The 14,464-nt window shown below is 44.0% G+C and carries 12 protein-coding genes; 9 read left to right on the forward strand and 3 right to left on the reverse strand.

The window, feature by feature from the left end; all coding sequences use genetic code 11:
• The first annotated feature begins 18 nt into the window (after positions 1-18).
• The 5 genes from FE810_RS03155 (at position 19) to ung (ending at position 6,593) form a co-directional block, all read left to right on the forward strand.
• Positions 19-861, forward strand: a complete 843-nt coding sequence (locus FE810_RS03155) for a M48 family metallopeptidase (protein WP_138318577.1) — start codon at positions 19-21, stop codon at positions 859-861.
• A 273-nt stretch (positions 862-1,134) separates the two neighbouring features.
• Positions 1,135-3,588, forward strand: a complete 2,454-nt coding sequence (thrA, locus tag FE810_RS03160; RefSeq protein WP_138318578.1) for a bifunctional aspartate kinase/homoserine dehydrogenase I — start codon at positions 1,135-1,137, stop codon at positions 3,586-3,588.
• The gene (thrB, locus tag FE810_RS03165) at positions 3,589-4,536 is read left to right on the forward strand and encodes a homoserine kinase (RefSeq protein WP_138318579.1); all 948 of its coding nucleotides are present in this window, start codon (positions 3,589-3,591) and stop codon (positions 4,534-4,536) included.
• Between the two features lie 12 nt (positions 4,537-4,548).
• Positions 4,549-5,871, forward strand: coding sequence for a threonine synthase (gene thrC / locus FE810_RS03170; protein ID WP_138318580.1), 1,323 nt, complete (start codon positions 4,549-4,551; stop codon positions 5,869-5,871).
• On the forward strand, positions 5,871-6,593 hold the full coding sequence (gene ung / locus FE810_RS03175; RefSeq protein WP_138318581.1) for a uracil-DNA glycosylase: 723 nt from the start codon (positions 5,871-5,873) through the stop codon (positions 6,591-6,593). Before thrC ends, ung begins: the two co-directional genes overlap by 1 nt.
• Positions 6,594-6,700: 107 nt before the next feature.
• On the opposite strand, the gene FE810_RS03180 is transcribed toward ung, so the two are convergent.
• Complete coding sequence (locus FE810_RS03180; RefSeq protein ID WP_138318582.1) at positions 6,701-7,267, reverse strand: GNAT family N-acetyltransferase; 567 nt, start codon at positions 7,265-7,267, stop codon at positions 6,701-6,703.
• 99 nt (positions 7,268-7,366) lie between these two features.
• Here FE810_RS03180 and FE810_RS03185 point away from each other — a divergent pair, with 99 nt between their 5' ends.
• Together FE810_RS03185 and FE810_RS03190 are read left to right on the forward strand one after the other, a co-directional pair.
• Positions 7,367-8,698, forward strand: a complete 1,332-nt coding sequence (locus tag FE810_RS03185) for an NAD(P)/FAD-dependent oxidoreductase (protein ID WP_138318583.1) — start codon at positions 7,367-7,369, stop codon at positions 8,696-8,698.
• A 163-nt stretch (positions 8,699-8,861) separates the two neighbouring features.
• Positions 8,862-9,065: a TIGR02922 family protein gene (locus tag FE810_RS03190; protein WP_138318584.1), complete on the forward strand. Its 204-nt coding sequence runs from the start codon at positions 8,862-8,864 to the stop codon at positions 9,063-9,065.
• A gap of 92 nt (positions 9,066-9,157) precedes the next feature.
• Here the strand turns inward: FE810_RS03190 and FE810_RS03195 are convergent, their stop codons facing one another.
• Complete coding sequence (locus tag FE810_RS03195) at positions 9,158-10,111, reverse strand: D-2-hydroxyacid dehydrogenase (protein WP_138318585.1); 954 nt, start codon at positions 10,109-10,111, stop codon at positions 9,158-9,160.
• 133 nt (positions 10,112-10,244) lie between these two features.
• A complete protein-coding gene (locus FE810_RS03200; RefSeq protein ID WP_138318586.1) occupies positions 10,245-11,423 on the reverse strand; it encodes a porin in 1,179 nt (392 codons plus the stop codon).
• Between the two features lie 295 nt (positions 11,424-11,718).
• Here FE810_RS03200 and FE810_RS03205 point away from each other — a divergent pair, with 295 nt between their 5' ends.
• Positions 11,719-14,043 carry an aminotransferase class V-fold PLP-dependent enzyme gene (locus tag FE810_RS03205; protein ID WP_138318587.1) on the forward strand — a complete coding sequence of 775 codons (2,325 nt, stop codon included), beginning with the start codon at positions 11,719-11,721 and terminating at the stop codon, positions 14,041-14,043.
• A gap of 112 nt (positions 14,044-14,155) precedes the next feature.
• A complete protein-coding gene (gene iscX, locus FE810_RS03210; RefSeq protein WP_138318588.1) occupies positions 14,156-14,356 on the forward strand; it encodes a Fe-S cluster assembly protein IscX in 201 nt (66 codons plus the stop codon).
• Positions 14,357-14,464: the final 108 nt, after the last annotated feature.

The following is a 14,464-nucleotide window of genomic DNA, read 5'->3' on the forward strand; positions in this document are numbered from 1 at the left end:
TCTACCCACGATGTAAGGTTGCGCATCATTAAGTTTTTTACATTAAAGCAAATGCTATTTTCGAAAAAACCGTCACCACACGAATACATGGATGACATTGAGGTTGTGCGCTCGAACCGGCGCAAAACCATTTCATTGCAAGTAAAAGCTTGTAAAGTTCGTATCCTTTGCCCGTACTGGGTAAAAGCGTCTCAATTACAGGCCTTTATTGAAGAAAAGCGTGGCTGGATCGATGAAAAACTTACCGCTCAACGCCAGGCTCTAGGCCCAGCTAACCGGTTTTGGCTCGCCAAAGGCGAACATGTTTATATTCAGGGGCAGTTTTGTGAAATTTTCTATGAAGTTAGCAAAACTCTGCCTCCTGTTGCTCTATTGGCAAATGAACAATCGGCGCAGGCCAAGCATCGTAAAACCCCTCCAGTAACCATTCACATTGATTTAACAAAAAAACGAATTTACTTTGTTTTTGCCACTGAAATTCCTGAGAGTTTAGATCCCGAAAATCAATTACAATTAATGACTGCGTTTAATGAATATTGTCAGTCGCAGGCACAAGTCTATTTTATTGAACGATTGGCTCACTGGCAGAAAATTACTGGCTTGCAGGCGTCTGGATTAAAAGTCCGTTATTACAAATCACGCTGGGGAAGCTGTGATAGCCATGCTCGAATAACCTTAAATAATCGTTTAGTCATGGCCCCACAACAGGTGTTAGATTACGTGATTGTTCATGAATTATGTCATATTACCCATCAAAATCATTCCGCCAAATTTTGGTCTTTGGTCGGACAATTTTTTCCTGAATTTCAAAAATGTCGGTATTGGTTAAAGCAACACCAGTCAGACCTTTTGCATAATTAACTCTATGATATCTTGTGTAAATTAATATCTAGTTTTTTGTTAAAAATCGGTTGACAGCTGATTATTTGTGCGGAAGAATGAAGTCATGAATATTTTTACGCACCTTACCCGCATTATTATTACCACCACCATTATTCTGGTGGGCATTGGCTGACGCGTAAAAAAAGATTTTACCTAAGCCCGTGACCTGCAAAGTTCACGGGTTTTTTCGTTTAAGGGCAGTCGGTATGGATGCCGACACAAATAGTGAACAAAAATTAGGAGTGGATAGATATGCGAGTATTGAAATTTGGTGGTTCTTCATTAGCCAATGCGGACAGATTTTTAACCGTATATAACATTATTACCGACAAGAGTCAGGAATCCCCAATTTCCGTGGTGGTATCGGCCCCGCAGGGCGTAACCAATCATTTGGTTGCTCTAAGCGAAGAGCTGCCTGAAAATGAGGCGCTAGAATCTGGTTTAGCTAAATTGCAAAACGTGGTGCAATCCATCTTTTCCGGTTTGGCGCAATCGGATACAGCATTTGATCAACAACTTGCTGAACAAGCTTTAACGAGTCAATTAACACAATTGCGACGTTACCTGCAGGGTGCCGCGATGCTAAATCATTGCCCTGATCATATAAAAGCGAAAATCATTAGTATGGGGGAGCGGTTAAGCGTCGCGACTTTGCAAGCCTTGATCACTGCAAATCTGCGTCAATGCTCAGTTTTGGAACCGGAATTGTTTTTACAAACTAATGAGTCTCCACTCAATGCGGTTGCGGATTTAACGGCCTGTCGTGAAAAATTTGCCAGTGAATATCAATCTCTTGAAAATATAGCCTTGATGCCGGGGTTTATCGGTGTTGACAGTCACGGGCAACTCACCACGCTCGGGCGCAATGGTTCAGACTATTCCGCGGCGGTATTGTCAGTATGTTGTAATGCCGAATGCTGTGAAATCTGGACCGATGTGGATGGTGTTTACAATACGGATCCAAGGCTCATTAAAGACGCAAAATTACTGGATTACCTGTCTTATCAGGAAGCCATGGAGCTTTCGTATTTTGGTGCTAAGGTTCTGCACCCAAAAACCATCGGTCCAATCGCTCAATTCCATATTCCTTGTTTAATAAAAAATACCACCAATCCACAAGCGCCAGGGACTCTTATCGCCAATGAAGATGAGGGGAAAAAGCAGGTTAAAGCGATTTCCAACCTGGATAACCTGACCATGGTAAATGTATCCGGTCCTGGTATGAAAGGAATGGTTGGCATGGCAAGTCGCGTATTCGACTGTATGAGCCGTGAGCAAATATCGGTGGTGATGATCTCACAATCGTCTTCTGAGTATTGTATCTCGTTTTGTATTCATGGTCAGGATGCAGTTCGCGCTCAGCAAAGCCTGCAACAAGAATTTGAACTGGAATTGCTAAATCAATTGCTAGAGCCCATTGCTCTGCAGGCAAATTTGTCGATTATTTCTCTGGTTGGCGATGGTATGCAGCAGCAACGTGGCGTCGCGGCTCGATTATTCGGCTCTCTTTCACAAGCCAGAGTTAATGTCGTGGCTATCGCTCAGGATTCTTCTGAACGCAGTATTTCGGTGGTAATTGAACAGCGTAAATGTACCGATGCACTAAAGGTGTGCCATCAAAACTTCTTCTCTCATCGCCATACTATCGATGCCTTTGTGATCGGTGCTGGCGTCGTAGGCAGCGAATTGCTTGAACAAATTAAACGTCAGCAGAGTAGCCTGAAAGAGCAGCAAATTGAATTACGTGTCCATGGCCTTGCCAACAGTAAAGGTATGGTTGTTGATAGCGAAGGGCTGGATTTAGAGCGTTGGCCGCAGTTACTTGAAAAAGCGCAACCTTGGGATCTCAATACCTTGAAACAATTTGTCCGTGCAAATCACCTGATAAACCCGGTGATCGTTGATTGTACATCCAGTGATAAAACTTCAGAACAATATGCGGATTTTCTTTCGGAAGGGTTCCATGTCGTGACGCCGAACAAAAAGGCCAACACCATGTCGATGGATTATTACCATCAGTTACGTCAGGCAGCGGCGAAAACTCACCGTTTATTCTTATATGAAACCAATGTTGGTGCCGGTTTACCGGTGATTGACACTTTACAAAATCTGTTTAAAGCCGGGGATCAACTGCTTCGGTTTGAAGGGGTTTTATCTGGTTCGCTTTCCTACATTTTCGGCAAACTGGATGAGGGTATGAGCTTGTCTGAAGCGACTGAAATAGCGAAGCAAAATGGGTTTACCGAACCCGATCCCCGAGATGATCTCAGTGGTATGGATGTCGCCCGTAAACTATTAATCATGGCTCGGGAAGCTGGTATGGCGCTAGAGCTCACTGATATCCAGGTTGAGTCGGTGTTGCCCCAAAGCTTTGATGCGACGGGTAGTGTTGATGAATTTATGACAAATCTTAACCAGATAGATCAGGTCTACACGGATAACGTTGCTTCCGCGGCGAGTGAAGGCAAGGTTCTTCGCTATGTCGGCAGTATTGATGACAGTGGTTGTAAAGTGTCTATTGAGGCAGTTGACAGCGCCCATCCATTATATGCAATAAAAGATGGTGAGAATGCGCTAGCGATCCATTCCCGTTATTACCAGCCTATTCCGTTTGTTCTGCGTGGCTATGGCGCTGGAGCGGCAGTTACCGCTGCCGGTGTCTTTGGTGATTTGCTGCGCACTTTGGCTTGGAAGCAGGAGTTATAAATGACAATTAAAGTATTTGCCCCGGCATCGATTGGTAACGTCAGCGTTGGCTTTGACTTGCTGGGAATGGCGGTACAGCCTGTCAATGGCGAACTGCTTGGGGATGTTGTCGCTATCGAGGGATGCGATGGTAGCAATCAGTTGGCGATGGAGGGGCCTTTTGTCGACAAGTTGCCCAATGATCCAAAGGACAATATTGTATTTACCTGTATTGAAATTTTTCAGCAGGCACTGAGCGAAAAAGGCCAGGAATTTGATTGGGTTAAATTAACATTAGAGAAACGTATGCCAGTAGGTAGCGGTTTAGGCTCGAGTGCTTGTTCTATCGTCGCCGCGCTTGTAGCTCTCAATCAGTATTACCAAAAGCCTTTCAGTGAGGCACAATTGCTCGCTATGATGGGGCAAATGGAAGCACAAATCAGTGGCAGCTTACATTATGACAATGTCGCCCCTTGCTTCCTTGGTGGATTACAATTGATGGTTAATGATAAACAAATTATTAGCCGTGAGATCCCAAGTTTTAGTCAATGTTATTTCGTGATGGCGTATTCGGGGATCAATGTCTCCACTAAGGCCGCCCGGGAAGTGCTTCCCGAACAATATGACAAAGCTACTGCTATAGCGTTCGGCCAGAATCTTGCGACCTTTATCGATGCGTGTTATCGCCAGGATTTGCCCCAGGCAATGTCACATCTTAAAGATGTGCTGGCTGAACCTTATCGTTCTGGTTTGTTGCCTGGATTCGATGTCTGTCGTCAAGGCGTTGCTGAGTTAGGTGCATTGGCAAGCGGCATTTCCGGTTCTGGTCCCACTATGTTTGTGGTTACCGATGACAAAGAAAACGCCGAACAAATTCAAACGTTTTTACAAGAAAATTATCTACAATCGCCAGCAGGGTTTGTCTATATCTGTCAGACGGACGTGCATGGCGCAAGATTGGTGTGCTAGGGAAGAGATACAATGCAATTTTATAATTTAAAACATCCAGATGAAAAAGTAAGTTTTAGCCAGGCAGTACGCCAGGGACTGGGAAAAGAACAGGGATTATTCTTTCCAGAATCTGTGTCTGCGCTGGACGATATTGAAGGGCTGCTATCACTGCCGCTGGTAGAGCGTAGTTGTAAAATCCTGGCACCTTTCGTCGGTGAAGAGTTAAGTGAAAGTGAATTAAAAGATATTGTCACTAAGGCGTTCAATTTCCCGGCATTGGTTCAACCCATTTCGGAAAACTGCGCGGTTTTAGAGCTATTTCATGGTCCGACATTAGCATTCAAAGACTTTGGCGGGCGTTTTATGGCGCAGTGCCTACAGGCATTTACCCGTCAAAGTAACGAAAAAATCACTATATTGACCGCCACATCCGGTGACACCGGCGCAGCCGTTGCCCATGCCTTTAGTGGATTAGAAAAAATCAATGTGGTGATCCTTTATCCAAAGGGAAAGATTAGTTTATTGCAAGAAAAGATGTTTACCACCTTAGGCGGAAATATTTCAACGTTAGCGGTAAACGGTAGTTTTGACGATTGCCAGCAACTGGTCAAAGACAGCTTTGATGATCACCAATTAAGCACTTCGATTGGCTTAAACTCGGCAAACTCAATCAATATCTCACGCTTATTGGCGCAAATCTGTTATTACTTCGAAGCCGCCGCACAGCTTTATCGCCAACGGGGTAAAATTGATGATCTGGTTTTCTCTATTCCCAGTGGCAATTTCGGCAACTTAACGGCGGGGATGTTAGCCAAAGCATTAGGGCTGCCAATCAAACGATTTATTGCGGCAACCAATGCCAATGATACGGTACCTAGGTATCTACAATCGGGTAAATGGGAACCAAACCCGACGGTTGCTACCATGTCTAATGCGATGGATGTGTCGCGTCCGAATAACTGGCCTCGCGTTGAACATTTAGTTAATTCCGGGTTGATTTCCCCTGAGAGCCTAAGTGCCCAAACCATCGATGAAGAGCAAACCCAGATGACATTGATTAAGTTGAGTGGCTTGGGATATATCAGTGAGCCTCACGCCAGTGTAGCTTACCGAGCATTGCAACAGGATCTTGATGACGGTGAATTTGGCGTATTCCTTGGCACCGCCCATCCAGCGAAATTTAAAGAGACAGTAGAAAGTGTCCTTGGTCAACCGCTGGCATTGCCGAAAGAATTGGCCGATTGTGCGTCCGAGAAAATTCTGTCTTTACCTTTGGATGATGATTTTTCGCAATTGCGCACCCTGTTAATGGGTAAATATGCGTCACCGTTAATGAATGAGGCTGCCAGTTAGTGTCAACGTGGCGCCTTCCTGAACAAAGTTGGCAAAGCTTTTTTGCAGCACAAAAAGGCCAGGCTTATTTTCAGGAAATCGAACAAGCACTAAGGGCACAACGACATGCTGGGCAGGTGATTTACCCACCGGATGAGCAGCTTTTTCGGGCATTTGAATTAACGCCTTTAGATAAAGTGAAAGTCGTTGTCCTTGGACAAGATCCTTACCATGGGCCAGAACAAGCCCATGGTCTGGCATTCTCGGTAAACCCCAAGGTTAAATTACCGCCTTCATTGCGCAATATTTTCAAAGAGCTGGAACAGGATATCGAGGGTTTTAACGTACCGGTTTCTGGTGATTTAACGTCCTGGGCTAAGCAGGGCGTATTGTTATTGAATACGGTGTTATCGGTACAACAGGGAAAAGCCCATTCGCACAGTAAACTGGGCTGGGAAATCTTTACCCATAACGTGATGTTGGAATTAAACTCCCAGCAACGTCCTATTGTGTATTTGCTTTGGGGCACTCATGCTCAAAATAAAGGTAAAGTGATTGATAATTCCAATCACCAGGTCTTGACTGCCGTTCACCCATCGCCGTTATCCGCTTATCGTGGTTTTTTCGGTTGTCGTCATTTTTCGCTGGCAAACGAATTTTTAAAAAAGCAGGGCGAACAGCCGATTGATTGGCAATTATCAGAAGAAATTCAGCACGATAGCAACCAAGGTCAGTTGTTTTAAGCGAATGCTATGGTCAACGCCCAATTTGAAAGGTATCGGGATTTGTATGGATGCCTGTCGATCGCTAAGCTTGGTAAAAAGCTTGATGGCGATGCACCATAACCCTGTTAAAAATAGATAATCATTTCTGCGGCGACGCAACTGCAATTAAAGCTGCATATTGGACAATCATACCCTTCCAGGGAATCTTGGTGCCATTTACCTGGGTGATCCTTGACTAATTCACCGCCACACTTGGTAAAGTATTTCACCGCGCTATTACCAGGGCTTTGGCGCCACAAATGACTGACACCAGCTGTCGCACCTTGTTTTTTTAATGCGTCTACCGCCAACTTAAGCAGGTTTGAACCTATACCATAGCCGCGATAATTGGCATCGACTGTATTGCATTTAAAATAGGCGGTCTGGGACTGTTCACTCTTCCATAACTGGGGGCTACACCATTTATCCGTTTGCCATTGCTGTGGGCTATAACACAGGCGAAACCCGACTAACTTGTCACCATCCAGAGCGATAAAGTTAGAATTCACCCCATCTTTACAGCCTTTATTGACCCATTCTACGATATTTTTTTCATCGAGGTAGCCGTCGCCATGCACAATGGTACCCAAAGCGACAACAGCGCTGAAGTGGGATTCATCCAGCTCTTGATAGCGTATTTTTCGATCTTGCATACAATTTAGTTTAATCAAACCTGTTAAATATGCGCGTATTTTGCCATGATTAGCGTCGATTTGTCTGTAGCTTAATTATTAAGGTCAAAATCTTCCGTTATGTACGATCCTCTTCATCATCAATCTCCTGGCCAAAACGCCCCTTATCCGGATAGTTACTGGGCATCGACCGTGTCTTTAACCAATTCTACTGCGGCGCCGATCACCGGTGATCATGACACTGAGGTGTTAATCATTGGTGCCGGTTATACCGGTATGTCCACCGCATTGCATTTAGCGAGAGAGCACAATATTCAGCCTTTGGTCATCGAGGCGAACCAAACTGCATGGGGTTGTAGCGGTCGTAATGCCGGGTTCATTCTCAAGTCCACAGGACGAATGGCTTGGACGGCGATGCAAAAAAAATGGGGTGAAGAGGTGATGCGTGGCATTTACCATGAAGCATGCTCCGGTGTCGATATCGTCAATAGTCTGATTGCAGAAGGCATTGATTGTCAGGTTCAGGATAAAGGCTACATCAAAGTTGCTCACAAACCGAGCATGATGCCAGGACTCGAACAGCAGGCAAAACTACTACAAAGCATGTTCGGTTATGATGTTGAAGTGTTATCCCGGGCGCAGCTGCATAATCAATACATGCAGGACGAAATGGCCCATGGAGCGATTCGTTTTGAAGATGGTTTTGGGTTAAACCCTTTGAAATTAGCCTTAGGGTATCAAGATCTTCTGGCAAGAACGGGCGTAAATATCCATACCGGAAGTCCAGCTCTTAGTTATGAAAAAACTGAAAAAGGGCATGTGATCACCACACCAGAAGGCAGAATCACCGCGAAAAAGCTGGTCATTGCCACTAATGGTTATACACCCAAAGGGTTTAACCCCGTTGTTAATAACCGTTTTCTTCCCGTGTTGTCTCAGATTATCGTCACTCAACCACTTAGCGAAGAACAGCTGCGGGCCTGTAATTTCCTTACCTCCAATGTGGTGATGGATACCCGAGCGTTGAAATACTATTACCGCAAACTTCCTGATAATCGTATCTTGTTTGGTGGACGTGGCGCAATTACAGGGAAAGGAGCGGAAGATCCTTACTATGCCAATCGTTTGCTTACGGTATTGAAAGAGAGCTTTCCAGCTCTGCAATCGATTTCCTATGACTATGCATGGGCGGGGTGGATATGTATGTCTTTAGATGATATTCCTCATGTACATCAACAAGACGATGTATTTTATGCCATGGGATATTGCGGCTCAGGCGTATCATTTTCGGTGCAGGCAGGTAAACGACTGGCAGAGCGTGTCGTCGGTAAAACGTTACCGGCACTGCCCTTATACCAAACTGGGCTACGTAAGTTTCCGTTGCCGGCGTTAAGGAGGTCGGGACAGTGGCTGTATTTTCAGTATGGTAGGATTCGCGATAACTATTTGTAAAAAATTCAAAAAGTTGTTGCCTGTAAAAGTCAGATTGATAATATTGGCAAGCTAGATATGGAAAGGATTCTCGGAAAGTCGCTGGTATGGTACGTAACATACAGTGCGTAGCAAACTGATAATAACAATAATATACAGTACAAATTTCATATCGGATAAAAACATGAAAGTTACCGTAATTTATTACGATAATAACTCGTTAGAGTTACATCACAAATTTCTCACCGTTCAATGTAAAAGTAATGGTCGGGTAATCATCCCTGAAGATTACAAAATCGGTAAATCCATAATTGCCGTCTGTGAAGGTGAAGTCGATGTATTGAATAAAGTGGGCGACCGGATCTTACCGGTTTCAGTCTGCGCCTAAATTATCGAACCAAAAACTCAATATCGAGATTTACCCATATGGGTTAAACCACTGGCAATAACGATCACAACACCAGTCATGTGTTAGGAAAGTTAAGCGACACGATTGGTTAAATGGCCTTTTTTGAAATTACCGATATTGGTTCCGATTGTATCGATAAGCCTTTGTTGGGCGGAAAGACTTCCCCAGGCAATATGAGCTGTGATCATCAGGTTTTGCATCGATTGTTGCAATAGCGGGTGATCCGCCGCAGGGGGTTCTTGTTCCAGCACGTCCAAAATGGCACCTGCTATGCGCTTACTGCGTAGCGAGGTAAGCAAGTCTTTACTATTTACCAGTTGGCCTCGCGCCGTATTGACAAGTACCGCACTGCGTTTCATTAATTCGATGGTGTTCTTATTTATTAAATTGTCCGTTTCAGGGGTTAATGGACTATGCAAGCTAATGATATCAGCTTGCGCCAGCGCTTGTTCAAAACTCACCCGGCCTGGGCGCACCGATTCTATTCCTTTACGTTCACTGATTAACACTTTCATTCCGAAGGCTTTGGCAACATTTGCCACTGACTGACCGATAGCACCGTAGCCAATAATTGCCATGGTTCTGCCAGCAAGCTCTTCTACTGGCGCGGCAAAGTGACAGAAAACAGAGCTTTTTTGCCATTCTCCGGCACGGATATCTTCGACTTGTTGACTGGTTTTTTGGAAATATTCAAGTAACATCGCAAATACATACTGGGTTACCGAAGCGGTGGAGTAACCAGCAACGTTACACACTTGAACATTGGCCTGTTTCGCGGCTTGCAAGTCGACATTATTGGTGCCAGTGGCGGTGATACAAATCAGCTTTAACTTTGGAAGCTGCGCAATCACGTCCGCAGAAATCACCACTTTATTGGTGATGATAATATCTGCAAATTTTGCTCGAGTGACAATCTTATCATCGCTTGTCGATGCGAAATTACTGAAATTATCAACGGATTGTTCAATGGTATCGAAATTAATGTCTTGATTTATAGTACTTCGATCCAGAAAGACGGCGCGCATTTTTTAATCCTGCAAAGGTAAATTATCTCGGTGGTAATGATAAATGGAAAGATTAACATTTACTATAGGTTAAGTAGTTAATAGAGCTGTAGATGGTGCAGCCACAGCTCATTCAAGTTTTCGCATGTGTTGGTTAATAAAGGTTGTAAGTTACCCCTAAAGCGATTTCAAATTCATCGTTGGTGGTGTTATCACTGAAAATCACATCATTCCGCTTGGCTTCAACAAACACCAGCCCACTAATATGATCAAAGCGGTACTCGATGCCAGCCAGTGTGTGATGAAGTTGGTATGGCGTTGACGAATCTTTCGCACGCAAATCGTTATAACCGCCATAAACGCCATAGTTATTGGTAAAGTTGTACTTGACCATAAGCTCTGAACCACGAGCATCATAAAATAAGCCACTATCGTCGACTTCATGCAATGATGATTCATTATACATGGCGGCCATGTATAGTCCGTCGGATCCAAATTGGCCGTATTTTATTCCTGCTCCCCAGATTTCATCTTTACCATCTTCAACGCCCAGGTTACCAAACATAGGGTCGATAATGACGTTATTCAGGTTGTAAGCCACGCTAAATAGCCAATCATTGAGGTTGTATCCCAATGAAGCACCATAACCATTACCGGTGCGGCCAAGCGTTTGACCATCGAAATTACGAATAATCCGACAGAGGTCTGCGTTAGTGTTTAATTCATTACAGGTGTCAGTGCGTATTTCTAAGGGTTCATCCTGAACATGGATTTGTATACCTAAATCAAACACACCGTAAGATTTCGCCCAACTCAATGCCTGTTCAGCACGTCCGGTACCGGAAAATCCACCATCGGTACCAAAATTAAATGCACCGTTTGCAGCACCGCCCCAGTAGTTGTACCAATCGGTGTGGTACAGGGCCAGATAGTAAATGGCAAGTTGCTTTCCTAAGGTGATTGTTCCCCAGTCGTCATGAGACAGGAACACATTGCCAATTCTGGAGGTGATGGCATCGCCACTTTCCCCAATCGGAGTTTGGGCGTTACCGCCGATTGAAAAATTTCCATTTTGTTCAAATTGGGTACCCCATTCCACATTAATTCCTGTGGTCCAGTCATTTTGAATTTGATGGAATATCTTAAAACCCAGTCGAGAGCCCGAATCAGTAAACTGATCAAAGTCATCGACCTTTTGGTATACCACACGGATAAATCCCTGGGTTACGATAGAAGTATGTTCGTCTTTATATACTTCAATTGCGGCAAAGCTGGGGCGGCAAAGGGCGGCAAGTATTACGGCAAGACACGACAACTGGTAGTTTTTTCTCATGCTCAGTTCTCAGTGTTGCTTTCATTATTAAAAGCGATGCTTTTCAAGTATATGCAAGGATTACTGGCTTTAACAAAAAGATTATCGGCAAGCGCAATAATATCGGCCAAATGGCGCTTGCACTTGATTCATCGTCTTTGTATTCCAACACCATGCTGGAGAATGAAATTCTCGCATTGAAAGACAGATACCATTCAATAGGATGTAAAATTGAAAAGCCTTCTTTATAACCTAGTGTTACAAGATATAATTATGTAGAATAAGCACCTGTTATTTACCATGACTCTTAATCATTATGTTGAATCTTACCGATATTCAGCCTCAGGCCGACGAAATATATCTCGATAACAATGCCACTACGCCTGTGCTTCCCCAAGCTGCTGACGCTGCCATCCACACCATGAACCTTTGTTATGGTAATCCGAGCTCGAGTCATATGACTGGCCTGAAAGCCAAATACATTCTAGAGTCTACGCGCACATTGGCGCGCCAGGTTATCGGTGCCAATAGTGGTGAAATTATCTTCACTTCAGGTGCTACAGAAGGGATCCAAACGTCGATCATATCGGCGTTAAATGCCAGTCGAAATAAAACAAGCACTGTTGCCAATCCGGTTCTGCTTTATGGGGCGACTGAGCACAAAGCGGTGCCGGAAACATTAAAGCACTGGAACGCCATGCTTAATATCAATGCCGAGGTTGTAGCCATCCCGGTTGATGAGCGCGGTATTCTTGATCATGAATTTATCACCAGACATGCTCACCGAGCCCTGATGATTTGCACTATGGTTGCCAACAATGAAACCGGTGTGTTTCAAGACCTTGGTAAACTGGAACAGGTAATTCGTGACAGTAATCCTGATGTTTTATGGATGGTAGACTGTGTTCAAGGGTTAGGAAAAATCGACTTAGACATTGCCAATACGACCATAGATTATGCGCCATTTTCCGGCCATAAACTTTATGGACCTAAAGGCATTGGCATGCTTTATGTGCGTGAAAATGCGCCTTATACACCAATTATTGCCGGTGGCGGTCAGGAAAGTGGTTTACGTTCAGGTACGGAAAACCTACCCGGAATTGCATCACTCAATGCGATTTTCAAACTATTGGTCGATGATAATGATGACACCTTTAAAAGCCACGAGGTTTTATGTGGTTATCGCCAGCAGTTAGCCACTACATTAAACAAAGCGTTTCCGAATATTGTGTACAACCATGATTTTTCTTGTTCGTTACCAACTACATTGAATTTTTCAGTAAAAGGTTTAGCCAGCAAAGATATTATGGATTTATTTGATGCGGCGAGAATTCGTGTCAGTAGCGGTTCAGCCTGTAGCTCAAAGGTAACCGGCAGCTTTGTACTCGATGCCATGGGAAAACCTAAGTGGCAAAGTGAAGGGGCGATTCGTTTGTCGTTTGGTCCTGCTCAAACCCAGGAAGAAATTGATAGAGCTTGTGGCGCGATTGAAAGTGCCGTTGTTGCGATGCAACACCATTGTTTGTTAATGACCGATGCCGATGGGGAATCTGATGCCAATGTCGATGGTTTACAGCAGTGGGTTTATGGTAATCAGGTCACCTGGTGCTATGTTGATCAATCAAGTCGACAGATATTATTAATTGACCCAATCGCTGAACTCAGTGATCGGTTCCAAACGCTCGTTAACTGCCGAAATTTTACCGTAGTCGGAGTATTAAATACCCATTTGCATCAACAGCAGCTTGCCGAAGATGAAAATGATTGTTCGTTGATGTTACGCACTGTGATGAATGATGCGATGCAAGAAAGCAACGTAGATGCTTTGGGCTGGCCGAATACTGAAATCAGTATTCAATTAGAAAATGGCCAGCAAGTCAGTGCGGTGAAAATCGGTGATAGAGTCATCGCTAAACTTGACTTACCAGGGCATACAGAAAATAGTCGGGCCTATTTGCTCGGTAATGCAGTTGATGGTGTATTAAGAAAAGACGCCATCGATTATGTGTTTGCTGGTGATTTGATACAGATTGGTGGGATAGGGCGTAGTGATTTACATGGCTCGTTGCCGGAAACCCTTTATGATTCCATTCGCCTATTGGCACAAGTCACGCTCCCTGACACATTATTGTGTCCGGCCCATGATTACCAACAACTGTTTTCAACCACTTTATCCTTGGAAGCAAAATCTAACCCATTGCTAAGGAAAATTTTAGAAAATCAATTGAGCAAACAAGAATTTGTGTTCGAGAAAGCTCAATTGGATAAAACGATACAGCAATCAGAAGATGAACCATTGTGTGGATTGATTGTTCAGCAAAATAAAGCCCTTATCGATGTCTATCCGGATCAACTACAAAAATTTTTGGCGGATAATGCAGATATCCAAGTGATAGACGTTCGTGAGCCCCATGAATTTGAAGCACATCGCCGCGAATATTTAGATGAGCAAAAAATTGTAAATCTTCCTCTTACTCGCATTACTGATTTTATTCATCGTTTTACTGGCGAAAAAGCGCAAACAAAATTTATTTGTATTTGCCGCAGCGGCAGTCGCAGCGGCGCCGCGGCTAACGCATTAAAGCGCATGGATTTTGAACATGTATACCATGTTCCCGGGGGCTTTGCCTTGGTTAACTAATTCAACGAGTGTTGATTTGTGATGCCTATTTCCAAACCCACCTTAAACGCACGCACGTGCAGTTCTGGTGGGTTTTTACTATGCTAAAGGTTGAACAATCAGGGGGTAGTGTATGAGTTTGAAATGGGTTGATTCTCTGGAAATTGCATTGGACCTAATGGAGCAGCACCCGGATGTCGATCCGCAACAACTGCATTTCCCACAGTTGATGCAATGGGTATTGGCTTTAGATCGCTTTGATGATGATCCAAACCATTGCGGCGAGCGAGTGCTTGAAGCTATCCAACTTGCCTGGATGGATGAAATGGATTGAGGGTGACATTGATAGTGACATTGATAGTGGCATGATGAATTTCGAGCAACGCTTACAATGATACTTTTCTAAGGACCCTAACCACTTTATTTACATAAGTGTAACGAA

Origin of the sequence: Thalassotalea litorea (genome assembly GCF_005843925.1) — a bacterium.
Taxonomy (GTDB): domain Bacteria; phylum Pseudomonadota; class Gammaproteobacteria; order Enterobacterales; family Alteromonadaceae; genus Thalassotalea_A; species Thalassotalea_A litorea_A.